The organism is Microbacterium sp. bgisy189 (assembly GCF_965345345.1).
Classification (GTDB): Bacteria; Actinomycetota; Actinomycetes; order Actinomycetales; family Microbacteriaceae; genus Microbacterium.
The window spans coordinates 207,578-232,961 of sequence record NZ_CBDRMZ010000001.1; the positions used below are offsets into that span (position 1 = coordinate 207,578).

Consider the following 25,384-nt stretch of genomic DNA (forward strand, 5'->3'; position numbering starts at 1 on the left):
CGCTATTGCGGCCGCGTGTACGCGACGGCCCCGTTCGGTGAACAGTGGTGGAACGCTCCAGCTGGAACGTGCTGGAACGCTCCAGCGCCCGGTAGGACGGAAGGGTGATCCGCAAGCCGACGCTGCTCGACGTGGCCGCCGCTGCCGGGGTGTCGAAGTCGCTCGTCTCGCTCGCCGTTCGCGGTGAAGGGCGCGTGGGCGACGACACCCGGCGGCGCATCCTGGAGGCCGCCGACCGACTGGGCTACCGCTCGAATCCGTGGGCGCGATCCCTGGCCCGCGGGCGCAGTCAGACGATCGGGGTGCTGGTCGGCGATCTGCGCGGGTATCACGTCGATGTCGTACGCGGCTTCGAGGATGCGGCGGCGACCGCGGGATCGACCGTGTTCTTCGCGGACGGACGGCGCGATCCTGTTGTCCTCGCCACCCGGTTGGAATCGATGCTGTCGCTCGGTATCGACGGTGTCGTCGTGGTGTCGGGGCTCGCCGACGCCGACGTGCTGCGCGCGGCGGTCGGCAGGCTGCCCCTGGTGGTTGTGGGGCGGCCACGCGCGGTGCCTGAGCAGGTGTCGCAGGTGTGCAACGACGACCGCGTCGGAGCACGCATGGCGGTGCACCATCTCGCGGCGCTCGGGCATCGGCGTATCGCGCACATCGCCGGGTCGACGCGAGAAGCGGCCCTCGCCCGACGATCGTCGTACGAAGAGACGATGGCGGCACTGGGCGTGGGGAGCGCGGTGCGCGTCTACGACGATCCGGCCGCGCTCGTCGTCGATGTCGCGGGCGGATCGCGCGATGCCCCGACGGCGGTGTTCTGCGCGACCGACAACGCGGCGATCGCCACCGTCGGTGCTGCCGTCGATGCCGGTGTCGATGTGCCCGGGCGGCTCAGCGTCGTCGGCTACGACAACATCGAGGCCGCCTCGAGCCTCCGCCCCGCGCTCACCACGGTCGACCAGCCGCGGCGCCGGATGGGGGAGCTCGCGATGGTCGAACTCACCAACCTGATGGCGGGCGGAGCAGCCCGGCGCAGCGTCGTCGCTCCGTCCCTCGTGGTCCGGCGCTCGACATCGGCGCCGCTCGCGTAGTGTCTGGCAGTGAGAACGTCGACCAGAGTCGGCAGGGGGAGCACACATGAGAGGGCGTCGGATCGGTGTGGTTGTCGCCGTCTGCGCAGTGGTGGTGGGACTGGGTGAACGCTGACCGGACTGGAGCGCCCGGGCACGGCACGGTGGGCGAGGTGTTCGCGGCGTTCCTGCGGCTCGGACTGACCTCGTTCGGCGGGCCCATCGCCCATCTCGGGTACTTCCGCACCGAACTCGTCGAGCGTCGGCGCTGGGTCGATGACCGCGAATACGCGGACCTGGTTGCACTGTGTCAGTTCCTGCCGGGGCCCGCGTCGAGCCAAGTCGGCTTCGCGCTGGGGCTTCGACGGGCGGGCCTGTGGGGCGCGCTCGCCGCCTTCGTCGCGTTCACGCTGCCGTCCGCGGTGGTCATGATCGCTTTCGCGTTCGGCGCCTCGCTGCTCGAGGGTCCCATCGCCGCCGGTGTGATCGACGGTCTGAAGATCGTCGCCGTCGCCGTCGTGGCGCACGCCGTGTGGGGCATGGCGCGCACCCTCACCCCCGACACGCGACGTGCGCTCATCGGCGGGGCGGCGCTCGTGATCGCGCTGGTCTGGGCCGGCGGTGGCGGGCAGCTCGTCGCGATCGCCGTCGGGGCGGTCGCCGGGATCGTCCTGTGCCGATCCGAGGGGATGCAGCCCGAGGCTCCGGCCTCGTCGCGCGTCATCGGCCGCACCGGCGCGTTCGTCGCGCTGGCGGGCTTCGTGGTCCTCGTCGTGGGCGCGCCGATCGTCGCAGCCCTCACCCAGAACGGCGCGGCGGCCCTCGTCGCCGCGTTCTCGCGGGCAGGAGCGCTCGTCTTCGGGGGTGGGCACGTCGTGCTGCCGCTGCTGGATGCCGAGGTCGTCGCGCCCGGGTGGGTCAGCGCTGACGCGTTCCTGGCCGGGTACGGCGTCGCGCAGGCCGTGCCCGGGCCGCTGTTCACGTTCGCCGGTTACCTCGGGGCCATCTCCGACGTGGGCCCGGGCGGCGTTGTCGGCGGGGTCATCGCGCTGCTCGCGCTGTTCGCGCCGGGGTTCCTGCTGCTGCTCGGCGTGCTTCCGTTCTGGCATTCGTTGCGTGCGCGGCCGCTCGCCCGCGCTGCGCTGGCCGGCGCGAACGCCGCCGTCGTCGGCATCCTGGCGGCCGCCCTCTACACGCCCGTGTTCACGACGGCCGTGACCGATGTCTTCTCGTTCGCGCTCGCGGCCGTGTGCTTCGTGCTGCTGACCGCCGTGCGGATGCCGCCGTGGGCCGCCGTACTGATCGGCGCCTGCGGTGGCGTGCTGCTCGCGCTGGTCTGAACCGACCGCCGGATACAGGACGCGTGTGATCGCCTCAGCGCGCGCGACGTGACCACACGCGTCCTGTAAACGGACGCTCCCGCTCAGCGACGACGATGCGGGTGAGTCCGCGCGGGGCGCGGCGCCCGGCCGGGATGATCGGCACGGGTCGGGTGACGACGGCATCCACCGACATCGATCCGTTGGTGGGGCCGACGACCGGGATCGGGGTCGTCTCGGGGGAGATGTGATCGGCGATCGGCATCCGCGCGAGCGCGCGCTGCGCGTGCAGGTACGCGGGAATCAGCACCACGACCGCACCCACCCAGGCGAGCGGGTTCGACCACGCGACGCCGGCGAAGCCCATGATGCCGCCCAGCACGATCGCCGCCGCGACGCGGGCGACGAGTTCGATGATGCCGGTGACGGTGGGGATGAGCGTGTGTCCGAGCCCCTGCAGTGCGCCGCGCAGCACGAACAGCACACCGAGCGAGGTGTAGGTGACGCCGTTGATGACGAGCATGAGGGCGGCGAGCGACACGACATCTTCTGCCGCCTCGCCGACGAACAGTCGCACGAGCGCGGCGCCGGCGACCACGAGCAGGGCGCCGAGGACGACCGAGCCGATGAGGGCCATCCAGGTCGCCTGCGTGACGCCGACGCGGATGCGGTCGGGGCGCCCGCCGCCGTAGTTCTGCGCGACGAACATCGAGACCGCGAGCCCGAGCGATTGCAGCAGCGCGATCGCCATGCCGTCGACGCGGGATGCCGCGGTGTAGGCGGCCACGGCATCCGATCCGAGCTCGTTGAGCGCGACCTGCACCACGAGGGTGCCGATCGCGATGATCGATGCCTGGAATCCCATCGGCAGACCGAGGCGCAGGTGCAGGGTCAGCTCGCCGCGGGCCGCACGCCAGTCCTCGCGCCGCACGTGCAACACCGGAATGCGGCGACGCACGAACTCGAGGCACAGCACCACCGAGACGAGCTGCGAGACGACGGTTGCCAGGGCCGCGCCGCCGACGCCCCAGTTGAGGGGGCCGACCATGATGATGACGAGCGCGACGTTGAGCAGGCACGCGAGCGTGAGGAACACGAGCGGGGTGCGCGAATCGCCGATGGCGCGGATGATGGCCGACAGATAGTTGAAGAACATCATGGCGCCCGCGCCGAGGAAGCTGATCTGCGCGAAGACGGTCGCATCGTCGAGCAGTTCGGTGGGCGTCTGCAGCAGTTCGAGCAGGGGGCGCGACAGCAGGGGAGCGCCGACGGTGAGCGCGACGCTCGTGATGCCGGTGAGGATCGTTCCCGCCGCGACCGAGCGTCGCACGGCGGCGTGGTCGCGGGCGCCGAACGCCTGGGCGGTGGGGATCGCGAACCCCGAGGTGAGGCCCCAGGCGAACCCCAACAGCAGAAACAGCATGCTGCCGGTCGCGCCCACGGCCGCGAGTGCGTTCACGCCGAGGTGCCTGCCCACGACGATCGCGTCGACGAAGTGGTACAGCTGCTGCACCACGTTGCCGACGAGCAACGGCACGGAGAAGAGCAGGATGACGCGCCAGGGCGCGCCGGTGACGAGTGAACGGGACATGCGGGTGCCTCGGAAGAAGGAGAGCGGGGTGGGGATGCGGGTGGCGCGACGGCCGATGTGATCCAGTGTATCGAATCGATTCGGGAAAGGTTGGGAAAGTTTTGAGAGCCGATCGCGCTCGATGCGCGATAGGGGCTTTCGCCGCGCGTCTGGACGATATATCGTTGAGTATCGCTGACAGTCGTTCGGACGAGGAGGCATGATGAACGATTCGTTCTCGGGGGCGGGGTTCCCCGGTGCAGGAAACAGTCGCGGGTTCGGGCTCGGCGACCTCGGGGCGGGGCTGTGGGACGCGATGGATCAGCTTCGATCCACGTTCGAGCAGCGTCCGACGACCCGCATGAGCCGCGGTGACGTGCGCGCCGCGGTGCTCGCGCTGCTCGCCGAGCAGCCGATGCACGGCTACCAGATCATTCAGCGCATCGAAGAGCGCAGCGGCGGCTCATGGAAACCGAGCGCGGGCTCGGTGTACCCGACGCTGCAGTTGCTCGCCGATGAGGGCCTGATCAGCGCTGAGGAGTCGGAGGGTCGCAAGACCTACTCGCTCACCGAGGCGGGACGAGCCGCCGCCGAGGAGGCGGGCGAGAAGCCGGCGCCGTGGGAGGGCTCGAGCGCGCGCGACGGGTCGCGGCACACGGCGCTGCCGAAGGCCGGCGTCGAACTGGCGCAGGCCGCCGCGCAGGTCGCCCGCAGCGGCAGCCCCGAGCAGGTGCGAGAGGCCGTCGACATCCTCGACGACGCCCGCCGCAGGCTCTACGGACTGCTCGCGCAGGGCTGAGCCGGGTGACCTTCCACGCGGCCGGCGACACTACGACCGACGAGGCCGCAGCCGGTCGGACGCGTGCGCGGTACCGCCGCATCCTGCGGTTCGCCGCGTGGCACCTGATCGTCACGTGGTGGTTCGAGCTGTTCCTACCGCGGATCGGATTCGGTGGTCTCGCCGCTCGCGGCCGGCCTCGGCGCTTGCAGCGCATCGCGCGACGGTTCCATGCGCTCGCTGTCGATCTCGGTGGGCTCATGATCAAGGTCGGGCAGTACATGTCGTCGCGCCTCGACGTGCTACCGCCCGAGTTCACGGCAGAGCTCGCAGGTCTCCAGGACGAGGTGCCCGCCGTGCCGTTCGGGCAGATCGAGCAGCTTGCGGCGGGTGAATTGGGGATGCCGCTCGCGCGCGCGTTCACGTGGATCGACGAGGTGCCGGTGGCAGCCGCATCCCTCGGGCAAGCCCATCGGGCCCGGCTCAGCCCGACGATCGCGAGTGACGTCGGGTTCGAGGATGTCGTCGTGAAGGTGCAGCGCCCCGGCATCCAGCAGATCGTCGACGTCGACCTGGCCGCGCTCCGCCGCGTCGCCCGCTGGCTGAGCCACGTGCACGTCGTCGCATCGCGGGTCGACATGCCCGCGCTCATGGAGGAGTTCGCCAAGACGAGCCTCGAAGAGGTCGACTACATCCACGAGGCGGAGGGGGCAGAAAAGTTCGCCGCCGACGTCGCCGACGACGCGCGCGTCGAGGCGCCCGCTGTCGTTTGGGAGTACACGACGAGGCGCGTGCTCACCCTCGCCGACGTGACGGCGATCAAGATCACCGACGTCGACGCGCTGCGTGCGGCCGGCATCGACCCCGCCGAGGTCGCCGCGGTGTTCGCCCCCGTCATGTTCGACCAGGTCTTCACGCGCGGACGCTTTCACGCCGACCCGCATCCGGGCAACATCTTCGTGACGCCCGAGCCCGGCGGCGGGTGGCACCTCACGTTCGTCGACTTCGGCATGATGGGCGAGGTCTCGCCGCGCTTGCGCGCCGGCTTGCGGCGCCTGATGATCGCCGCAGCCGCGCGCGACGGCAAGGCGCTCGTCGACGCCGTGCGCGAGGTCGGCGTGCTGCTGCCCGGGACCGATACGACCGAACTGCAACGGGCGCTCACGCAGCTGTTCGCGCGGTTCGGCGGCATGGGTTTCGCAGAGCTCCGCGAGGTCGACCCGCGCGAGTTCCGCGCGTTCGCCGACGAGTTCGGCGACATGGTGCGCACCCTCCCGGTGCAGCTGCCCGACAACTTCCTGCTGATCATGCGGGCCATGTCGCTCACCTCGGGCGTGTGCAGCTCGCTCGATGCCCGGTTCAACCTGTGGGATGCCGTCGAACCCTACGCCGCGAGGCTGCTGCGGGAGGAGAGCGCCGGAATCATCCGCGACACCCTCGCGCAGGCGATGTCGACGGCGGCGACGCTCATGCGCATGCCCGGTCGGCTCGACGATCTGCTTACCCGCATCGATGAAGGGCGGATGCCGCTGAGCGACCCCCGCGCCGACAAGCGCGCGTCGCGGTCGGAGCGGCTCGGTCGTCGCGTCCTTGGCGCTGTGCTGTTCGCGGGGCTGCTCGTGGCCGGCGCCGTGACGCGCGAGGCGGATGCGGTGCTGGGTGCTGTGCTCATGTGGAGTTCGGCCGTGCCCGGCCTGTACGCCGTCTTCGGGGGAGCGCTCGGCCGGCGCTGAGCGCTGGCGCAGTCGGGGCGACGAGCGTGCGGGATAGACTCGCCCGCGCACCCGCCCCCGATTTCTCCGGAGCTTCGTCATGCCCGCACCCGCTGCGCACCCACGCATCGAGCCGACCGTGTTGCAGGCGCTGCGCAGTCCGCGCATGCTGACACGCGAAGTGCTCGCCGGCGTCGTGGTCGCCCTCGCACTCATCCCCGAGGCGATCGCGTTCTCGATCATCGCCGGCGTCGACCCGCGCGTCGGCCTGTTCGCCGCGTTCGTGATGGCGGTCTCGATCGCGTTCCTCGGTGGGCGACCGGCGATGATCTCTGCGGCGACCGGCGCCGTGGCGCTGGTGATCGCGCCGGTCATGCGCGACCACGGGCTGGACTACCTCTTGGCGACCGTGATCCTCGCCGGCATCCTCCAACTCGCGTTCGGGCTGCTCGGCGTCGCAAAGCTCATGCGCTTCCTGCCGCGTTCGGTCATGGTCGGATTCGTCAACGCGCTCGCGATCCTCGTCTTCACCGCCCAGCTGCCGCAGCTGATCGATGTGCCGTGGGCCGTGTATCCGCTGACGGCCGCGGGCCTGGCCATCATCTGGCTGTTTCCCAAGCTCACGCGCGCGGTGCCGGCGCCGCTCGTCGCGATCGTGGTCCTCACCGTCGTGGTCGTCGTCTTCGGCATCCACGTGCCGACCGTCGGCGACCAGGGCGCACTGCCGGATGCGTTGCCGATTCCGTTTCTGCCCGACGTGCCGTTCACGCTCGAGACACTGCAGATCATTGCCCCATACGCACTGGCGATGGCGCTCGTGGGGCTCATTGAATCGCTGTTGACGGCGAAGCTCGTCGACGACATCACCGATACCCACTCCTCGAAGACTCGCGAGGCGTTGGGGCAGGGTGGTGCGAACATTCTCGCCGGACTGTTCGGCGGCATGGGCGGGTGCGCCATGATCGGCCAGACGATGATCAACGTGAAGGTGTCGGGAGCCCGCACCCGCATCTCGACGTTCGTCGCCGGTGCGTTCCTGCTCGTCTTGGTGCTGGCGCTCGGCGACGTCGTCGCGGTCATTCCGATGGCGGCGCTCGTGGCGGTGATGATCGTCGTGTCGATCGTGTCGTTCGACTGGCACTCGGTGCGTCCGGGCACACTTCGACGGATGCCGCTCGGTGAGACGATCGTCATGCTCAGCACCGTCGCCATGACAGTCTGGACCCACAATCTGGCGATCGGTGTCGGCGCGGGGGTCGTGGTCGCCATGGTTCTGTTCGCCCGCCGCGTGGCGCACTTCACGACCGTCACGCGCGAGGTCGTCGAAACGGATGCCGGGCAGCTCGCTCGATACCGGGTCGACGGCGAATTGTTCTTCGCATCGAGCAATGACCTCACGACCCAGTTCGCGTACTCGCAGGATCCGCAGCGCGTGCAGATCGACCTCACCCGCTCACACGTCTGGGACGCGTCGAGCGTCGCTGCGCTCGACGCCATCACGACGAAGTATCGGCGCTACGACATCGAGGTGGAGCTCGTCGGCATGAACGCCTCGGCGAGGGCGTTCCATGAACGGCTGACGGGCGGGCTCGGCGCTGACTGATCAATGCGTGAGCGGGAGCTCGGTGTCAGATCCAGCCTTGTTGCCACGCGCGTTCGGCGGCCTCGTGCCGCGACGCGGCGTCGAGCTTGGTCATCGCGGACGACAGGTAGTTGCGCACCGTGCCGGGCGCCAGGTGCAGGCGATCGGCGATCTGCTGCACGCTCAGCGTTGACCGGCTGTGGCGCATCACGTCGAGTTCGCGGTCGGTGAGCGGGCAGCGCTCCGCCGACAATGCGGTCGCCGCGATCTCAGGATCGACGTAGCGCTTGCCGGCCGCGACAGCCCGGATGACATCGGCGAGCTCCTCGGCGGGGGTCGACTTGGGGACGAACCCCGACACTTTCGACGCGAGGGCTCGCCGCAGCACGCCCGGGCGCGCGTGCCGGGTCACGATCACCACCCTGGTCGAGACGCGGGCGAGGATCCGCGTCGCCGCCTCCAACCCGTCGGCCTCGGGCATCTCGAGGTCGAGCAGGCACACGTCGGGGCGGTGCTCGAGGGCTTGCTCGACGGCGATCGAGCCGTTCTCGGCGGTCGCGACGACCTCGATGTCGGGCTCGAGGGAGAGCAGCGCGACGAGCGCGCCGCGGATGAGGTGCTCGTCGTCGGCGACCAGCAGGCGGATGCCGGGGTTTGGCGTCGCGGTGCCGCTCACGCCGCACCGCCCGGTGCCGTCGGCCCGACCGTGAGCGGTGGCGCGTCCGGGAGCGCCGCTCGAAGGCGGAACCGGCCCTGCGCGACGCCGCTGACCAGCGTGCCACCCGCCGCCGCGACCCGCTCACGCATGCCCGCGAGACCGGAGCCGCCCGAATCGCCGGGCTCGTCGCTGACGCCGTCGTTGACGATCTCGATCACCCAGCCGTCGGCTCCGCCATCCACCACGATCGTCACCTCACTCGCCTCGCTGTGGCGCAGGATGTTGGTGGTCGCCTCGCGCACGACGGACGCGAGTGCGCCGCGCACGGCGGCATCCGTCGGCAGGTCGCCCAGCCGCAGCAGGCATCGCGCGCCACTGGCTGTCAGCACTTCGCGCGCGTTCTCGAGCTCGTCGTCGAGCGACACCTGCCGGTACCCCGCGACGAGGGATCGGGTCTCTTCGAGCGCCTGCTTGGCGATCGTGCGCACCTCGTGGATGTTCTCCCGCGCGGCCTCGACGTCGGCGGCCAGCAGCCGCTCGGCGAGTTCGGCTTTCAGCGAGATCACCTGCAGGTGGTGTCCCTGGATGTCGTGCAGGTCGGCGGCGAACCGCAGTCGCTCCTGCGCGACGGCGAGCTGTCCGGCCGAGCGACGGTGGCGGTCGAGCTCGACCACGATCTGCCACCACCACAGGCCCGAAATGAGCATGAACGGCATCGCGATGCCGTACACGATCATCGGCGTGACATTGGGGGCGGCGGCGACCTGACCTGTGGACGAGGCGAGCACCATGTGGCCTGCGAACACCAACGCGCCCAGCAGCACCGTCGTCCAGCGCCACGGGTGGGGGAACAGGCTCGCGATGAGACACATCGCCGTCCACAGTGCCGCACCCGAAAGGAGCGCGGTCTCAGGTGTGAACAACCCGATCGTCCAGACGGCGATCGCGCTCGCCAGCAGCGCCGTCACCCATGCAGGATGCGGCAGGCCGCCCCCGCGCCCGACCTGCAGAAACCAGCAGAACCGCACCTGCACGGCGCCGGCGACGAGCTGCAGCACGATCACCGTGGTCACCAGTGGCGTGTTCGGTTCGTCGGCGCCGGCGAGGTTGTCGAACATGAGCAGCGCGATGAACGCTGCATAGAAGCCGACGAAGAACACGAAGGACGCGAGCGTGTACAGCCAGGTGGAGCGCACGCTGCGCGAACTGTCACGCGCGGGGCGCCGGTCGGGGCTCATGGCACCGAGCGTAGAGCAGTGACAAATGTCATCGTCCGACGTGCGAAATCGACGGGCAGCAGGTGACATCGCGCCACTGCCGCCGACGGCGACGGTCTCGAAGGATGGACACATCGCCCGCTCCGGAGCCCTCCGGCGCGGCCCACGACTCCGAGAGGACACGTCATGATCGAGGCGCTGCAGGACTTCGCCGGATCCTTCCCCACCTACATCCAATGGCTCGCCGTCATGCTCGTCGCTGCGATCCCGTTCGTCGAGTCCTACTTCGGCGCGATCATCGGTGTCGTCATCGGTCTGCCGCCGGTGGTTGCGGTCGCGGCAGCCGTCGTCGGCAACGTCATCTCGATGCTCGCGTTCGTGATGTCGGCATCGCGTGTGCGTGAGAAGGTCGTCGCGGGCCGCCGCACGACGGCCGGAGCAGGCGGTGTGGCCATCGCTGAGCATGAGCCCGTTGCGCAGGAGTCTGCCCGTCGGCAGAAGTTGCGTCGCGCCTTCGACCGCTTCGGCGTGCCGGGGGTGAGCCTGCTCGGCCAGACCATCCTTCCGAGCCAGATCACCTCGGCGGCGATGGTGTCGTTCGGCGCGAACCGCAACACGGTCATCGTGTGGCAGATCGTCTCGATCATCCTCTGGGGTACCGTGTTCGGCGTCCTGGCCTCGCTCGGCGTCTACATCACGCGCTGAGCAGGCACCGTCTTGGCCTGACAGAAGACGAATCGATCCGTCGCCGCCCACCGGTGCTCGTCGTCGCAGCGGTATCCGCGCAGCCAGGAGACCCCCTCGAGGACCCGAAGGTAGAAGCCCTTCGGGTCTTCGTCGTCGGCGCTCGGCGGCGGTGAGGCGACCGTCACGGACCCATCGGGTGCGCGCCCCGCCGACAGTTCGGCGTCCGAGGATGGGCGCTGATCGCTCCACGCCAACCGCAGATACGGAGCGGTCGCGGCCGGACACGGCCCCAATCCGCGCACCTCGGCCGCGGCGAACACAGCGCTCAACGACCCACCCTCCGAGAGTCCGAGGTCTGCGACGGAGACTTCGGTGAGCGTCAAGGACTGGCCCGCGCCATCCTGCACGTCGATCTGATCGAGCAGGGTGCGGGCATGTGCATTGAGCTGCACGCCCGCATGCCGCAACGCACTCGTCAGCTCCTCCTGGTTCAGCGATCCGAGCGTGAGTCGAAAGGTGCGTTGGGTCGCCGTGTGATCCATGACACCATTGTGCGTTGCTCCGCTCACGACGCCGCGACGATCCAGGTCAGCAGCGCCAGGGCGAGGCAGGCCGGCGCCATCGTCCAGCGCTCGGCGGGGCTGCGGGATGCCAGATTCATCACGACGCCGACCGAGAAGTACCCGAACAGGACCCACGCCGCGACCCCGGCGAAGGCGCCCGATCCGCCCGCGAGCACCCCGGCCCGGGCCAGCAGCAGCCATGCGAAACCGGCGTAGAGCGCGACCGAGAGTGCGCTGCCGATGCGCAGGTGGCGGGGGAGGACCTTGTGCCCACCACCCCACACGAACCGTCCCCACGGGGCGCCCGCAGCGACGCACGCCTGGAGCCCGGCCAGCGCTGTCAGGAGTGCGACCGCGATCCAGGCGGCGATCACGGCCACAGGAACACCGCAAACAAGAAGACGGCGTAGACGATCGCCGCGGTGACGGCCACGGCGCCGGCCGGCCGTACCCACCCGCCGCGCACCGCCGCGATCGTGAATGCGACGGTCAGCAGCGCCCACACCAGGGTGTGCCCGTGGTCGACGATCGCCGCACGCACCCCCGTGGCCGCTTCGACCGCGACGCCGTCGCCGACGGTCGCGAAGATCGCGGTGACGAGGGCCGCGCCGACGGCCGCGATCACGAACAGGGGGCGTCGTGAGCGACGGGCGGTGGTCACGGCGTCACGCGTCCGAGCTCGTCGGCCCAGGCTCGCATGAGTGCGTGGGCGCGCAGGCCGTAGTCGAGGGTCGCACGCTGGAACGCGTACACCTCGAGATGTTCTGCGGGAACGGATACTGCGGCGGCATCGACCTCGACGGCCAGCGCATCGAGCTTCGCCTGCGCCTGCGCTGCGTGCGTTCGGATGAGGTCGATGACCGTGTCTCGGTCTGCCGTGTCGAGCCGGCCGAGCAGGAAGACCTTTGCGAGCATCACGGTCTCGGCATCCGCGGTGTCGGCGATCGGCTCCCGCATCCACTCGCGCCATCGGGTCTGCCCTGCAGGCGTGACGGCGTAGAGCTTGCGGGCTCGGGCCGAGCTCGTGTCGTCCGAGACGGTCACGTCGCCCTGGTCGACGAGTTGCCGTAGGGCGCGCTGCAGGGCGCCGAAACTCGCGCTGTAGAACAGCGAGATGCCCGCGCCGAACCGCTTGCGCAGGTCGTACAGCGACTGCGGACCGTCGAGGAGCAGGCCCAGAATGACGAACGGCATCGACACCACCTCCGATATCCCTCTGAGAGATATAGATATCCCTTGGAGTGATGTCAGTCAAGGGGGAGCGCGGGCGACGGGTGCCGATGCGGCCAGTGATAGGATCTCCGACGGAAGTGTGTCCGAGCGGCCTAAGGAGCATGGCTGGAATCCATGTAGGCGGGGTAACTCGCCTCGCAGGTTCAAATCCTGTCACTTCCGCCACGAGATGAGCGTCTCGCCCCCGACGGGGTGAGGCGCTCTTTCGTTGCGCGTGCAGATCCGCTTCCCGCGATTGGGAACAAAGTGCGCAAGCGAGGGCGTTGTCATCAGGCGTCATGCACGTGCATTCGACGCGCGACGGCGCATAGCGTCGTATCGCACCACCGGCACGCAGCACCTGCGCCACCCCCAGGAGAAACACTCGTGAGTTCCACCATCGCGGAGACCCCCGCGCGCACGCCCAAGCCCAAGAAGCCCTTCTACCGCTCGTTCGGCTTCCAGATCACCCTCGGCCTCGTCGCCGGCATCCTGCTCGGCCTGCTCGCGCTGCAGCTGGGCACCGACGCCGACGGCAACGCGAACGCGCTCGCCGCGACGCTCTCGACGATCGGCAGCTCGTACGTCACGCTGCTGAAGGTCGCGGTCGTCCCGCTCATCTTCCTGGCGATCGTCGCGAGCATCACGCAGCTGCGCAACGTCACCAACGCCGGCCGGCTCGCGGGTCAGACCCTGCTGTGGTTCGGTATCACGGCGCTCATCGCCGTCAGTATCGGCATCGTGCTGGGCGTCACCATCCAGCCAGGCGCGCGCGTCGACCAGACGCAGCTCGAAACCGGGGCGCCGTCCTCGGTGGGCACGTGGTGGAACTTCCTCCTCGGTCTCATCCCGCAGAACTTCCTCGGACTGACCGTCTCGACACGTGCCGACGAAGCCGGCGCGCTGACCTCGACCGTCGGCTTCAACGTGCTGCAGGTCATCGTGATCGCCGTCGCGGTCGGCATCGCCGCACTCAAGCTCGGCAAGCGGGCAGACACGTTCGTTGCGTTCACCGAATCGTTCCTCAAGGTCGTGCAGCGTGTGCTCTGGTGGATCATCCGCATCGCACCGCTCGGCACCCTCGGTCTCATCGGCTCCGCGGTCGTCACCTACGGCTGGAGCAAGCTGACGACGCTCCTGTGGTTCGCGGTCGCGATCTACATCGGCCTGGCTCTCGTGCTGTTCGTGGTCTACCCGATCCTGCTCAAGGTCAACGGCCTGTCGATCCGGCAGTACTTCTCCGGCGCATGGCCGGCGATCCAGCTCGCGTTCGTGTCGCGCTCCTCGATCGGCACGCTGCCGCTGACCCAGCGCGTGACCGAGCGCAACCTCGGTGTGCCGCGCGAGTACGCGTCGTTCGCCGTGCCGCTGGGGTCGACCACCAAGATGGACGGCTGCGCGGCGATCTACCCCGCGATCGCGGCGATCTTCGTCGCACAGTTCTTCGGCATCGAGCTGACCTTCGTGCAGTACCTGCTGATCGCGATCGTCTCGGTCGTGGGCTCGGCGGCCACGGCCGGCACCACCGGTGCGACCGTCATGCTCACCCTGACGCTGTCGACCCTGGGGCTGCCGCTCGAGGGCGTGGGCCTGCTGCTCGCGATCGACCCGATCCTCGACATGGGCCGCACGGCCGTCAACGTTGCGGGCCAGGCGCTCGTGCCGACGATCGTCGCCAAGCGAGAGGGCATCCTCGACCAGCAGTTGTATGACGCGCCGCGCGACGGCGAGCCGTTCGCCGACGACTCGGGCGATGACGTGCCCGAGCGTGAGGCCGACGAGGCCCCTGCCACTCGCAGCTGAGGCTCCGCACGCGAAGGGGATGCCGGAACTCCGGCGTCCCCTTCGTCGTCCCCGCCGCGTTGCTATTCGGCGGTGAGGAAGGACGGCGTCCGACGCACTTGCGCAGCGGCGGCGAAGGCGGAGCCGGGCCGCACGACGAGCGAGCGCGGGAGCAGCAGTGCGCGGGTGCGCAGCGCGGGCTCGGCGAAGTCGAGCATCGCTCGGCGCGCGGCGATCGCGTCGTCGACGAGCGCATCGCCGGACGGGCGGTCGCCGGGCGCGTAACTGGCGTGTTCGATGGCTTCGACGAGTCGGTCGACTTCGGCGCGCTTGGCGCCGAGCTTCACGAGTCGGCGCCCGAACACCCTGGGTGACTCGGCGGCGGGCGCGGGGGCCCCGAGATCGATGGCGGTGTTCTGCACGATGCGCCACGCCGAGGCGACGCTGCCGGCGGCTGCTCGCCGTCGAAGTCTGCGCTCGATGACCAGGCGCGCGAGGCCGGGCGCGGCAGCGACGGCCAGCAGCCCGCCAAGCGTGAACAGGTACGGACGCAGGTCGACGAGCCGGCCACCGCCGAGCGCGTCGGCACTGCCGGCCGGGTCCTGCGGGTCCAGCGGAGCGGCCGATGCGGAGGGTGTCGCTGCCGCCGTCGGCGTCGGTCCCGCGATGTCTTCGCCACCGGTGTCGGGAGCGGTCACCGACTCGGGCAGGAACGTCGTCTCGTTGCCGAGGCTCTTCGTCGGCTCGAAGCCGACCCAGCCGATGCCCCGGAAGTGCACCTCGGGCCACGCGTGCAGCTGCGCGGTGGTCGCCTCGGCGACCCGCTGCCCCTCTTCGATCTCGCCGGTGTAGCCGCCGGGCAGGAAGCCGATGACCACGCGCGCCGGCATGTCGAGCGACCGTGCCATCGTCGCGAATGCCGCGGCGAAGTGCACGCAGTAGCCGGCCTTGACCTGCAGGAACGCTTCGAGCGCCTCGGCACCCGTGCCGTCGAATCCCTCCTGCACCGGGGCCGTGAGCGAGTAGGTGAACTCGGGTCCGCGGAACCACGATTGCAGTGCGCGCAGCCGGTCGTAGTCGTTCGTCGCGTCTGCGGTCACCTCGCGCGCGAGCTCTTCGATGATCGCCGGGGTGTCGCCGGGCAACTGGGTGAGGTCGAGGCGGGTCTCGGTGATGCCCGCCTCGCTGTCCTGGATCTGCTCGCGCGTGGGGCGCGGCACATGTGTCGTGACGGTGTAGGCCTGGCCGCGGATGTTGCCTTGCGAGGTCAGCACGGTGCGGTTGTAGGCCATCGTGCGCCAGAATCCCTCGAGGCCGTCGACGCTGACGGCCGGGAACGGCATCGGAGCCCACGCCGACGACAGTTGGGTGACTTCGATCGTCGTCTCGTATTCGGTGACCCGCACGCCTTCGTCGGCCGTCACCTCCTCGAACGCGCTGTCTTCGAGTTGGGCGGTGCGCTGACGATCGGGCTGCCACACCTCGCCGTCGAACGTCGACAGGGTGGCGATGCGCAGATACGGCAGGTCGGTCGCGTTGGTGCGGTAGCGCAGCACCGGCGTCTCGGCCGGCTGGCGCAGATCATCGCCCAGCTCGAGGGTCGGATCGATCGTGGTGAGGGTGCCGGGGCCGGTCGCGCTCAGCACGGGTTCGGGCAGGATCGGGGTCGTGATGAGCGATCCGGTGATGGCGACGACGCCGATGCCCGCCGCGAGCGCCGTGACACCGCCGCGGCCCGTTCCGGGTGCTTCCCTCGTGCGGGTCTCGGCCCGGATCGTGTAGAGCACGGCCGCCGACAACAGCGCGAACGACAGGACGTTCACGCCCGAGGGCACGGCGACGGCGGGAATCACCCACACCGCGATGAGGGCCACGGTCGCCAGCAGCGGCATCCGCGCGGTGATGACGACGTGGTCGAGCGCGATCGTGAGGATGCCGACGGCCGTCACGATGAGGGCCGTCATCGGTGCCGTCGGTTCGAGTGGGGCGGTGCCCATGATGATCTGCGTCGTGGCCACTTCGACCATCGTGGGCACTTCGCGGAGCGTGTCGACGGTGGGAACCAGACCGAACCAGGCGGTGTCGCGGAAGTACATGAACGTGATCGCGACGACCCACAGTGCCAGTTCGATGATCGTCACGGCCGCCGTCGGCACACGCAGGCGGCGCGCGACCCAGCCGGCCGCGAGCAGTCCGCCCGCGACGAAGACGGACTGCCACAGCCAGCCGGCGACCTCGATGACGCCGGTGAGCGGCACGATCGCGGCGGCCAGCGCTGCGAACAGGCCGATCGCGAGTCGCGTCGTGCCGCCACGGGTCGGTGCGCGGCGGTCGGGACTGCCGTCAGCGGACACGGGAGAACCTCCGGTCGAGGGCGGCATCCCAGGCGGCGGCGAGGTCGGCGCCGGCCGGGACGGATGCCGCGTGCCAGCCGCCTTCGTGCTGCCTGGCGATCTGTGCGTCGGCGGCGCCCACGGCCAGCATGATCGGCAGTGTGCTGTGGTGCGCGAGTGCGGGCAGGACGGCGGCGTCGCGGTCGTCGAGCGAGCCGGTGACGAGGACGAGCGGGCCCGTGATGGTGCCGGCGAACAGCCGGAGCAGGTCTTCTGCGGCTGTGTCACCGCGGCTGACGATCGTCGCGGCGGCGACGGCGAGCCCTTCGACTTCGATCGTGTCGCCGCTGTCGATCGCCGGGGCGAACTCGGTCCCGTCGGCGTCGATGACGGTCACGAGGTATCCCTCGTGGACGAGGCGCGAGACGGCCGAGACGAACGCCGAGACCGCCGTTTCGAAGGCGGGGTCCTCACCGGGGGTCTGCGCGGCGACCGGCGCGAATCGCCTGCGGCTGCGGTCGAAGACGACGATCGCCTCGGGTGTGGATTCCTGCTCCTCCTGCCGCACCATCAATTCGTCGCGGTGGGCGCTCGCGCGCCAGTGGATGCGGCGCATCGAGTCGCCCGACATGTACGCGCGGGGGATGAGGTTGTCAGATCCCTGGCCCAGCTCGTTGGTCTCGGAGTGCAGACTGCCCCCGGCTTCACCCGGCAGTTCGGTGAGCGGCCCGAGGTCGACGATGGCGGGCGCGACCGTCAGCGGCGTCGGCTCGCCGATCGTGTGGCGGCGGCGGGCGAATCCGAACGGGTCGGTCGCCGACACCGAAAGCGGGCCGACCATGCGCACGCCTCGGCGGACGGCGCGCATGCGGTAGCGCAGTTCGACGACACGATCCGATCCCATGCCCGACCCGATCGCGGGGAGGACGCCGGTCGCGTCACCGCTGAGTCCGGCATCGATGCGGTCTTCCCAGAGTCCCTGTGTCATGGGCAGCGCGGAGCGGATCTCGACCCGTGCGCGCACATCGACGTCTTCGCCCGTTGTGGCCACGTCGGGGTGGAACGCGCGGATGATCTTCTCGGTGCGCCGGATCAGATACAGCGTCGCGACGCTCGCCGCCGTCACCGCGAGCAGCAGCACCGCGACATAGAGCAGTTCGGTCACGTTGAACTCGTGGGCGAGCACGAACGCGGTGACGGCGAGCGCGACGGCGCCGGTGCCCCGAAGGGTCAGCGGCCACGACTTCAGCCATCTCATGCGTTCGTCCCCAGTCCTCGTCTGTGCTGGCCGCCGATCAGCGTGTCATCGCGTCGCCAGCGGCACCCGCACGCTCGAGGCGATCGATTCGAGCGCTGCGCGGATCGTGTCGGCCCCCGAACGGCCACGGCTGACACCCGCGCCGCGTGCGGCGATCATGCGGTGCGCCAGCACCGGTTCGAGCAGGTCTGCGAGATCGTCGGGAATGACGAACTCGCGTCCGTCGAGGGCCGCCCACACCTTCGCGGCACGCACGAGCTGCAGCGTCGCACGGGGGCTCGCGCCCAGGCGAAGGTCGGGATGCTGGCGCGTGGCGCGGGCGAGCGCGACGGCGTACTCCTCGACCGCGGGGGAGACGTGCACGCTGCGCGCGAAGGCGATCATCTCGCGAACCCGCGGCGACGTCGTGACGGGCGAGAGCTGCGAGAGCGGGTTGACGGTGTCGCGCTGGCGCAGCATGAGCGCTTCGTCGGCGGCATCCGGGTAGCCCATCGAGATGCGCATCATGAAGCGGTCGCGCTGTGCTTCGGGCAGGGCGTAGGTGCCCTCCATCTCGAGCGGGTTCTGCGTCGCGACGACGAGAAACGGCTCGGGCAGCACGTGGCTCGTGCCGTCGACGGTGACCTGCCGCTCTTCCATCGCCTCCAGCAGCGCCGACTGCGTCTTGGGGGAGGAGCGGTTGATCTCGTCGGCGATCACGATGTGCGCGAAGATCGCGCCCGCCTTGAACTCGAACTCGCGGTCGACGGGGTTGTAGACGCTCACGCCGGTGACATCGCCCGGCAGCAGGTCTGGCGTGAACTGGATGCGGCGCACGGTCGCTTCGACCGATGCGGCCAGTGCACGCGCGAGCATCGTCTTGCCGACGCCCGGCACGTCTTCGATGAGCAGGTGGCCCTCCGCGAGCAGACACACGAGCGCGGCCCGCACGGCATCCGGCTTGCCGTCGATCACCCGGGTGACGGATTCGACGATGGCGTCGGTCGCCTCGGCGAACGAGTCCCTCGTGATCGACGTTGCGGACGGGTCTGACATGCGTCCCCCTCGGGTCAGCCGTGCGTTCGGGTTGCGGCGCGTCGATGCCCCGCTGGCTCGATCGTAGCCCGGGGCCCGTGGCAGCGGGGTGTCGCCGGCTGGGTGATCGCCGGGAGGAGGAGGCCTCGAGATCTTGTTAGACTGGTCGCAGCTCTCCGCGAGGCGGCATCCAGGCCAACTCCCCCAGGACGGAAACGTAGCAAGGGTAACCGGGCTCTGCCGGGTTCGCGGAGAGTCTTCTTTTTGCCCCGAGTCCCGGATCGTGTCGTCACGGAGTTGCCTTCGTGGGCCGCAGGATCCAGACTCGGGGAGGCGTCGCCGCCACACCGCCATGAGCACCTCTTCGCCGCAGTCCACGAGCACCTCGACCGGAAGCATCGCCCTGGTCGGACCCGGCCGTCTCGGTCGGGTGCTGGCGCGCGCCCTGACCGCGTCCGGATGCGAGGTGCACGGGCCTGTCGGACGCACCGACGCGGTACCGGCTGCCGACGTCGTGCTCCTCTGTGTGCCGGACGAGCAGATCACGACAGCCGCGGCCAAGGCCCGGCAGGTGCCCGGCGCGCTGGTGGGGCACACCTCGGGCGCGACAGGACTCGACGATGTCGACTTCGGCATCCACCCGTTGCAGACGATCACCGGCGACGAGTCCGGTGACGCGTTCCCAGGTGCCGCGTGCGCCGTCGCCGGAAGAACCGATGCGGCCCTCCAGGCCGCCGTGCTCGTGGCGGGGATGATCGGCGCCCACCCGTTCGAGATCGCCGACGAGCAGCGCGCCGGGTATCACGCGGCCGCCTCGCTCGCGTCGAACGCGCTCGTCGCGCTGCTCGACGCCGCCGAGCGCGCGGCCGACGCGGCGGGTGTTCCGGATTCGCGGACGGCGCTCGCCCCGCTCGTGCGACGAACCGTCGAGAATTGGATCGCGACCGGCGCGGCCGCACTGACCGGCCCGGTCGTTCGTGGCGACGAGAGGACGGTGGCACGCCAGCGGGCCGCGCTGCAGGACTCGACCCCCGACCTCGTGCCGCTCTTCGACGAACTGACGACACGGATGCGAGTCCTTGCGGCTGAGAGGGACACACGATGAGGATCATCCGCACGGTGCACGAGGTGCGCGTCGCGGTCGCCGAGGCGCGCGCAGCGGGGCGCATCGTCGGCCTGGTCCCCACGATGGGTGCGTTCCATGCCGGACACCTGTCCCTCATGCAGGTCGCCCGAACGCAGACCGACCTCGTCGTGGTGTCGTTGTTCGTCAACCCGACGCAATTCGCCGCCGGTGAAGACCTGAGCGCATACCCGCGCGACGAGCAGCGTGACGCCGATATGGCGCGGGGTGAAGGCGTCGACATCCTCTTCGCGCCCGAACCCGCCGAGGTGTACCCCGACGGATTCTCGACGACGATCCACGTCTCGAGCATCACCGACGTGCTGTGCGGTGCGACCCGCGGACCGCAGCACTTCGACGGGGTGGCGACCGTGGTCGCCAAGATGCTGGGCATGGTGGCCCCCGATGTCGCCTTCTTCGGGCAGAAGGACGCACAGCAGGTGCTCGTGGTGCGCAGACTCGTGCGCGACCTCGACATCCCCGTGCGCATCGAGGCGTGCCCGATCGTGCGTGAGCCCGACGGACTCGCGATGAGCTCCCGCAACGTCTACCTCGACCCGGCTGCGCGTGTGCAGGCCACCGCGCTCCAGCGGGCGCTCGCCGCCGCAGACGCCGCAGCGAAGGCGGGGGAGCGGGATGCCGCAGTGCTCGTCGCCGCGGCCGCCGCTGTCCTGGCGGACGCCGGCATCGAGCCCGAATATCTCGAACTGCGTGCGACCGACGACCTGCGACTGCTGGATCGGGTCGAGGAAGAGGGGCTGCTGGCCGTCGCCGCTCGCGTCGGCGGCGCACGCCTCATCGACAACTGCGTGCTGCGGCCGAACTGACCGCCACAGACGACCACCTGAGAGGACCGCCCGATGCGACGCACCATGCTGAAGTCGAAGATCCACCGCGCCACGATCACGGCGAGCGACCTGAACTATGTCGGATCGATCACGATCGACCCCGACCTGCTCGAAGCCGCCGACATCCTGCCCCACGAGCAGGTGCACGTCGTCGACGTCGACAACGGCTCTCGCTTCGAGACGTACACGATCGAGGGCGTGCGGGGCTCGGGCGCCGTACAGGTCAACGGTGCGGCCGCACGCCTCGTGCACCCGGGGGACACCGTCATCGTCATCTCCTACGCCGACTACTCCGCCGAAGACCTCGAGGGCTACGAGCCTGTCGTGGTACACGTCGACCGCAACAACTGCATCGTGGCCGTCGACGATGCGGTCGCCGAGCTCGCCCTGGCGGGAGCGCGATGAGCACGCACGGGGCGCCGCAGCGCCGGTCGCTGGGCGATCTGGCGGCGCTGAAAGCGCGCGGCGAGCCGATCGTCATGGTGACCGCCTACGATCATCCGGGTGCGCGGGTCGCAGAGGCCGCCGGGGTCGATGTCGTCCTGGTGGGCGATTCCGCGGCCATGACTGTGCTCGGGTACGACAGCACCGTCCCGGTCACGGTCGACGAGATGATCATGCTGACCCGCGCAGCGCGGCGCGGTTTGTCCACGCCGCTGCTGGTGGCCGATCTGCCGTTCGGTTCGTACGAAGCCAGCGACGAGCAGGCGGTCGCGACGGCGCTGCGGTTCGCGAAGGAGACCGGCTGCGACGCCGTCAAGGTCGAACGCGGTGGTGCCACCGTCGACCGTGCCCGCGCGATCGTGCGGGCGGGTGTTCCCGTCGTCGGACACGTCGGGCTGACACCGCAGACGGCCGTCGCGCTCGGCGGCTACCGCGCGCAGGGTCGCACCGCCGAAGACGCGCGAGGAGTGCGCGACGATGCGCTCGCGCTGCAGGATGCCGGGTGCGTCGCGATCGTGTTCGAAGCGATCCCCGCAGAAGTCACCGAGGCGATCATGCCCGTCATGCGCGTGCCCGTGATCGGCATCGGCGCGGGCGCGGCGACCGACGGTCAGGTGCTCGTCTTCCACGACCTGCTGGGGCTCGGAGAAGGCCCGCAGGCGCGGTTCGTGCGCCGCTATGCCGACCTGCGCGCCGACATGATCGCCGGCGTCGCAGCGTACGCCGCGGACGTACGCGAGCGTCGCTATCCGGCATCCGAGCACACCTACGCGATGCGCCCGGGCGAAGCCGACCGGCTCGGCGAGGTGCTGGGCGAATAGTCCCGGGCGCGTCCCGATGAGGTCGCCCTAAACTGGAACCGTGGCACAGAGCATCTACCTCACGTCGGCAGAAGGTCACTCGGGAAAATCCACGATCGCGCTCGGCGTGCTCGACTCCCTCAGCCGCGCCACGCCCCGCGTCGGCGTGTTCCGGGCGATCGCCCGCTCGACCGAGGAGCGCGACTACGTGCTCGAGATGCTCCTCGACCACGACGGTGTCGACCTCGCGTACGACGACTGCATCGGTGCCACCTATGACGAAGTGCGGGCAGACCCCGACGCGGCGCTCGCCCGCATCGTCGAGCGCTACAAGGCCGTCGAGGCGCAGTGCGACGCGGTCGTCATCGTCGGCAGCGACTACACCGATGTCGGCAGTCCCGCAGAGCTCGGCTACAACGCGCGCATCGCCGCGAACCTCGGCGCACCGGTATTGCTGGTGCTCAGCGGGCAGCGCTCCGAGGGCGAGGGTGCGCGCACGCCCGCACAGATGGGGCACCTCACGTCGCTCGCACTCGGCGAGATCGCGCATGAGCGGGCCGGCCTGTTCGCCGTCATCGTCAATCGGGCGGCGCCCGACGAAACGGATGCCGTCGTCGCCGCCGTCCGCGCGGTCGTCGATGCCGATGCCGCCGACCGCGGCGTCGGCGTGTGGGCGGTGCCCGAAGACGACTACCTCGTCGCGCCGTCGGTGCGCGACGTCATGCGTTCGCTCGATGCCCGACTGCTGAAGGGTGATGAGGCGCTGCTCTCACGTGAGGTGCTGCACGTCGTCGTCGCAGGCATGGGCATGGACAATGTGCTGCCGCGACTGTCGGAGAGCGCGATCGTGACGATCGCCGCCGACCGCACCGATGTGCTCGTGGCGACCGTGCTCGCGCACGCGTCGGGAACCTTCCCGGCGCTGTCCGGCATCGTGCTCAACGGACCATTCGCCCTCCCCGAACCCGTCGACCGTCTGATCGACGGATTCACTTCGTCGCTGCCCATCCTCGCGTGCGACCTCGACACCTACGAGACGGCCCGACGCATCGTCCACACGCGGGGAAGGCTCGCCGCCGATTCGCAACGCCGGTACGACACCGCGTTGAGCCTGTTCGAGCAGCACGTCGACACCGACGAGCTCGTGCGATCGATCGGCGTCGCGACGAGCGACGTCGTCACGCCGCTCATGTTCCAGTACCAGTTGGTCGAGCGCGCCCGCGGTGACCGCAAGCGCATCGTGCTGCCCGAGGGCGGCGATGACCGTGTGCTGCGCGCCGCGGCGACCGTGCTCGCACGTGGTGTGGCCGACATCACGATCCTCGGCGAAGAGATCGAGGTGCGAAACCGCGCACTCGAACTCGGCCTCGACCTGCGTGCTGCGCAGGTGCTGAGCCCGTTCGACGCGGTCCACGTGCACAAGTTCGCCGAAGAGTATGCCCGGCTCCGGGCACACAAGGGGGTGACGCTCGGCCAGGCCGCCGACACCGTCACCGACGTGTCGTACTTCGGCACGATGATGGTGCACCTGGGCTTGGCTGACGGCATGGTCTCGGGGGCGGCGCACACGACGGCGCACACGATTCGGCCGTCGTTCGAGATCATCAAGACCCGGCCCGGTGTCTCGGTCGTCTCGAGTGTCTTCCTCATGGCGCTCGCCGACCGCGTGCTTGTCTACGGCGACTGTGCTGTGATCCCCGATCCCACCTCGACGCAGCTCGCCGACATCGCGATCTCATCCGCGGCGACCGCGACGCAGTTCGGCATCGATCCGCGCATCGCCATGCTGTCGTACTCGACGGGCGAGTCCGGGTCGGGTGCCGACGTCGACAAGGTTCGCGAGGCGACCGCGTTCGTCCGCGAACGTGCGCCCGAACTGCTCGTGGAGGGCCCCATCCAGTACGACGCCGCGGCGGACGCCGCCGTCGCGAAGGCGAAGATGCCGGGGTCGCAGGTCGCTGGACGGGCGACGGTGTTCGTCTTCCCCGATCTGAACACCGGCAACAACACCTACAAGGCGGTGCAGCGTTCTGCCGGCGCCGTCGCGATGGGACCGGTGCTGCAGGGCCTCAACAAGCCCATCAACGACCTCTCCCGCGGTGCGCTGGTGGAAGACATCGTCAACACGATCGCGATCACCGCGATCCAGGCGCAGACCTCGGCGGGTGCCGCATGAGCATCGTCCTGGTCGTCAACAGCGGTTCGTCGTCGTTCAAGTACCGTCTGCTCGACATGGCGACCGAGCAGGTGCTCGCGTCGGGCCTCGTCGAACGCATCGGGCAGCGACACGGTGCCGCCCATCACACGGTGCACGCCGCAGCCTTCGCCAGTGAGGGCTCGACCGGCGAGGGCCCCGCGCCGACGGTGACCGATGCCGAGTATTCGTGGGACGAGCCGATCGCCGACCATACGGCGGGCTTCGCGCTCATGCTCCGCGCCTTCGACGAGGCAGGGCCGTCGCTCGCAGACCATGCGCCGGTCGCCGTCGGGCACCGTGTCGTCCACGGTGGCGTGCGCTTCTTCGAACCGACGCTCGTCGACGACGGCGTCGAGATCAACATCGAAGACCTCGCCCGTCTTGCGCCGCTGCACAATCCGGGTGCCGTGCAGGGCATGCGCGCCGCGCGCGCCGCGTTCCCCGATGTGCCGCACGTCGCCGTGTTCGACACCGCCTTCCACCAGACCATGCCGCCCGAGGCATACACCTACGCGATCGACCGCGAACTGGCCGCGGCGCACCGCATCCGCAAGTACGGGTTCCACGGCACGAGCCACAAGTTCGTCAGCGAAGCCGCCGCGGCGCATCTCGGTCGCCCGCTCGAGAGCCTCCGGCAGATCGTGCTGCACCTGGGCAACGGTGCGTCGATGACGGCGATCGACGGCGGCCGCTCGATCGACACGTCGATGGGGCTCACGCCCCTCGAGGGCCTCGTCATGGGCACCCGTTCGGGTGACCTCGATCCGGCGGTCGTGATCCAGCTCGCCCGCCGCGCACGGATGTCGATCGACGATCTCGACGCGCTGCTGAACAAGAACAGCGGTCTGCAGGGGCTCGCCGGCGTCTCCGACATGCGCGACATCGTGCAGCGGCGCGGCGACATGGAGCCGTTCGCGACGCTCGCCTTCGACGTCTACATCCACCGCATCCGCGCGTACCTCGGTGCCTACCTCGCCCAGCTCGGCGGCGTCGACGTCGTCTCGTTCACCGCGGGAGTGGGAGAGAACTCCGCTCCCGTGCGCGCAGCGGCGCTCGAGACGTTCGGATTCGCCGGCATCCACCTCGACCGGGCCCGCAACGATGAGCGCGGTCGGGGCATCCGCGTCATCTCGACCGACGACTCGCCCGTCACGGTGCTCGTCGTACCCACCGACGAAGAGCTCGAGATCGCCCGCCAGACCCTCGAGGTGGCCGGCTGA

Annotated in this window: 23 protein-coding genes, 1 tRNA gene and 1 other RNA gene; 15 read left to right on the forward strand and 10 right to left on the reverse strand. The window is 69.9% G+C overall.

What is annotated here, in order from left to right; translation table 11 throughout:
• Nucleotides 1-104 precede the first annotated feature (104 nt).
• Together ACSF8R_RS01065 and chrA are read left to right on the forward strand one after the other, a co-directional pair.
• A complete protein-coding gene (locus ACSF8R_RS01065) occupies nucleotides 105-1,088 on the forward strand; it encodes a LacI family DNA-binding transcriptional regulator (RefSeq protein WP_434809995.1) in 984 nt (327 codons plus the stop codon).
• A gap of 104 nt (nucleotides 1,089-1,192) precedes the next feature.
• A complete protein-coding gene (chrA, locus tag ACSF8R_RS01070) occupies nucleotides 1,193-2,407 on the forward strand; it encodes a chromate efflux transporter (protein WP_434810368.1) in 1,215 nt (404 codons plus the stop codon).
• Nucleotides 2,408-2,441: 34 nt separating this feature from the next.
• Here chrA and ACSF8R_RS01075 read toward each other — a convergent pair whose 3' ends face one another.
• Nucleotides 2,442-3,977, reverse strand: coding sequence for an MATE family efflux transporter (locus ACSF8R_RS01075; RefSeq protein WP_434809996.1), 1,536 nt, complete (start codon nucleotides 3,975-3,977; stop codon nucleotides 2,442-2,444).
• A 202-nt stretch (nucleotides 3,978-4,179) separates the two neighbouring features.
• On the opposite strand from ACSF8R_RS01075, the gene ACSF8R_RS01080 reads away from it, so the two are divergent.
• The 3 genes from ACSF8R_RS01080 to ACSF8R_RS01090 all read left to right on the forward strand — a co-directional run bounded on the left by ACSF8R_RS01080 (nucleotide 4,180) and on the right by ACSF8R_RS01090 (nucleotide 8,049).
• Nucleotides 4,180-4,755: a PadR family transcriptional regulator gene (locus ACSF8R_RS01080; protein WP_434809997.1), complete on the forward strand. Its 576-nt coding sequence runs from the start codon at nucleotides 4,180-4,182 to the stop codon at nucleotides 4,753-4,755.
• 5 nt (nucleotides 4,756-4,760) lie between these two features.
• Nucleotides 4,761-6,467, forward strand: a complete 1,707-nt coding sequence (locus tag ACSF8R_RS01085; protein ID WP_434809998.1) for an ABC1 kinase family protein — start codon at nucleotides 4,761-4,763, stop codon at nucleotides 6,465-6,467.
• A gap of 79 nt (nucleotides 6,468-6,546) precedes the next feature.
• Nucleotides 6,547-8,049 (forward strand): SulP family inorganic anion transporter, encoded by a 1,503-nt coding sequence (locus ACSF8R_RS01090; protein WP_434809999.1) that lies wholly within the window; start codon nucleotides 6,547-6,549, stop codon nucleotides 8,047-8,049.
• 25 nt (nucleotides 8,050-8,074) lie between these two features.
• Here the strand turns inward: ACSF8R_RS01090 and ACSF8R_RS01095 are convergent, their stop codons facing one another.
• Nucleotides 8,075-8,704 carry a response regulator transcription factor gene (locus ACSF8R_RS01095; protein ID WP_434810000.1) on the reverse strand — a complete coding sequence of 210 codons (630 nt, stop codon included), beginning with the start codon at nucleotides 8,702-8,704 and terminating at the stop codon, nucleotides 8,075-8,077.
• Nucleotides 8,701-9,924 (reverse strand): sensor histidine kinase, encoded by a 1,224-nt coding sequence (locus ACSF8R_RS01100; protein ID WP_434810001.1) that lies wholly within the window; start codon nucleotides 9,922-9,924, stop codon nucleotides 8,701-8,703. The genes ACSF8R_RS01095 and ACSF8R_RS01100 overlap by 4 nt, the downstream gene beginning before the upstream one ends.
• A 165-nt stretch (nucleotides 9,925-10,089) precedes the next feature.
• On the opposite strand from ACSF8R_RS01100, the gene ACSF8R_RS01105 reads away from it, so the two are divergent.
• Entirely contained in the window at nucleotides 10,090-10,608 is a 519-nt protein-coding gene (locus tag ACSF8R_RS01105) for a hypothetical protein (RefSeq protein ID WP_434810002.1), read from the forward strand.
• Here the strand turns inward: ACSF8R_RS01105 and ACSF8R_RS01110 are convergent.
• Genes ACSF8R_RS01110 through ACSF8R_RS01125 form a run of 4 tightly spaced genes read right to left on the reverse strand, consistent with a single transcriptional unit; the run spans nucleotide 10,593 to nucleotide 12,347 of the window.
• The gene (locus ACSF8R_RS01110) at nucleotides 10,593-11,132 is read right to left on the reverse strand and encodes a hypothetical protein (RefSeq protein ID WP_434810003.1); all 540 of its coding nucleotides are present in this window, start codon (nucleotides 11,130-11,132) and stop codon (nucleotides 10,593-10,595) included. The genes ACSF8R_RS01105 and ACSF8R_RS01110 overlap by 16 nt on opposite strands.
• Nucleotides 11,133-11,155: 23 nt before the next feature.
• A complete protein-coding gene (locus ACSF8R_RS01115) occupies nucleotides 11,156-11,533 on the reverse strand; it encodes a hypothetical protein (RefSeq protein ID WP_434810004.1) in 378 nt (125 codons plus the stop codon).
• A complete protein-coding gene (locus tag ACSF8R_RS01120; RefSeq protein WP_434810005.1) occupies nucleotides 11,524-11,814 on the reverse strand; it encodes a hypothetical protein in 291 nt (96 codons plus the stop codon). Before ACSF8R_RS01120 ends, ACSF8R_RS01115 begins: the two co-directional genes overlap by 10 nt.
• Nucleotides 11,811-12,347, reverse strand: a complete 537-nt coding sequence (locus ACSF8R_RS01125; RefSeq protein WP_434810006.1) for a PadR family transcriptional regulator — start codon at nucleotides 12,345-12,347, stop codon at nucleotides 11,811-11,813. Before ACSF8R_RS01125 ends, ACSF8R_RS01120 begins: the two co-directional genes overlap by 4 nt.
• 112 nt (nucleotides 12,348-12,459) lie before the next feature.
• Here ACSF8R_RS01125 and ACSF8R_RS01130 point away from each other — a divergent pair.
• Both ACSF8R_RS01130 and ACSF8R_RS01135 read left to right on the forward strand, forming a co-directional pair.
• Nucleotides 12,460-12,551 (forward strand) — tRNA-Ser (locus ACSF8R_RS01130).
• Between the two features lie 201 nt (nucleotides 12,552-12,752).
• The gene (locus ACSF8R_RS01135) at nucleotides 12,753-14,168 is read left to right on the forward strand and encodes a dicarboxylate/amino acid:cation symporter (protein WP_434810007.1); all 1,416 of its coding nucleotides are present in this window, start codon (nucleotides 12,753-12,755) and stop codon (nucleotides 14,166-14,168) included.
• Between the two features lie 62 nt (nucleotides 14,169-14,230).
• On the opposite strand, the gene ACSF8R_RS01140 is transcribed toward ACSF8R_RS01135, so the two are convergent.
• Genes ACSF8R_RS01140 through ACSF8R_RS01150 form a run of 3 tightly spaced genes read right to left on the reverse strand, consistent with a single transcriptional unit; the run spans nucleotide 14,231 to nucleotide 18,773 of the window.
• A complete protein-coding gene (locus tag ACSF8R_RS01140; protein ID WP_434810008.1) occupies nucleotides 14,231-16,501 on the reverse strand; it encodes a transglutaminaseTgpA domain-containing protein in 2,271 nt (756 codons plus the stop codon).
• A complete protein-coding gene (locus tag ACSF8R_RS01145; RefSeq protein ID WP_434810009.1) occupies nucleotides 16,491-17,738 on the reverse strand; it encodes a DUF58 domain-containing protein in 1,248 nt (415 codons plus the stop codon). Before ACSF8R_RS01145 ends, ACSF8R_RS01140 begins: the two co-directional genes overlap by 11 nt.
• Nucleotides 17,739-17,783: 45 nt before the next feature.
• Nucleotides 17,784-18,773, reverse strand: coding sequence for an AAA family ATPase (locus ACSF8R_RS01150; protein ID WP_434810010.1), 990 nt, complete (start codon nucleotides 18,771-18,773; stop codon nucleotides 17,784-17,786).
• Between the two features lie 146 nt (nucleotides 18,774-18,919).
• Here ACSF8R_RS01150 and ffs point away from each other — a divergent pair.
• The 7 genes from ffs to ACSF8R_RS01185 all read left to right on the forward strand — a co-directional run bounded on the left by ffs (nucleotide 18,920) and on the right by ACSF8R_RS01185 (nucleotide 25,384).
• Nucleotides 18,920-19,016: signal recognition particle sRNA small type (ffs, locus tag ACSF8R_RS01155), an RNA gene on the forward strand.
• 88 nt (nucleotides 19,017-19,104) lie between these two features.
• Nucleotides 19,105-19,857, forward strand: coding sequence for a DUF2520 domain-containing protein (locus ACSF8R_RS01160; RefSeq protein ID WP_434810011.1), 753 nt, complete (start codon nucleotides 19,105-19,107; stop codon nucleotides 19,855-19,857).
• The gene (panC, locus tag ACSF8R_RS01165; protein WP_434810012.1) at nucleotides 19,854-20,702 is read left to right on the forward strand and encodes a pantoate--beta-alanine ligase; all 849 of its coding nucleotides are present in this window, start codon (nucleotides 19,854-19,856) and stop codon (nucleotides 20,700-20,702) included. Before ACSF8R_RS01160 ends, panC begins: the two co-directional genes overlap by 4 nt.
• Before the next feature lie 33 nt (nucleotides 20,703-20,735).
• Nucleotides 20,736-21,128, forward strand: coding sequence for an aspartate 1-decarboxylase (gene panD, locus ACSF8R_RS01170; RefSeq protein ID WP_434810013.1), 393 nt, complete (start codon nucleotides 20,736-20,738; stop codon nucleotides 21,126-21,128).
• On the forward strand, nucleotides 21,125-21,988 hold the full coding sequence (gene panB / locus ACSF8R_RS01175; protein ID WP_434810014.1) for a 3-methyl-2-oxobutanoate hydroxymethyltransferase: 864 nt from the start codon (nucleotides 21,125-21,127) through the stop codon (nucleotides 21,986-21,988). The genes panD and panB overlap by 4 nt, the downstream gene beginning before the upstream one ends.
• Before the next feature lie 40 nt (nucleotides 21,989-22,028).
• On the forward strand, nucleotides 22,029-24,143 hold the full coding sequence (pta, locus tag ACSF8R_RS01180; protein WP_434810015.1) for a phosphate acetyltransferase: 2,115 nt from the start codon (nucleotides 22,029-22,031) through the stop codon (nucleotides 24,141-24,143).
• Nucleotides 24,140-25,384, forward strand: coding sequence for an acetate/propionate family kinase (locus ACSF8R_RS01185; RefSeq protein ID WP_434810016.1), 1,245 nt, complete (start codon nucleotides 24,140-24,142; stop codon nucleotides 25,382-25,384). Before pta ends, ACSF8R_RS01185 begins: the two co-directional genes overlap by 4 nt.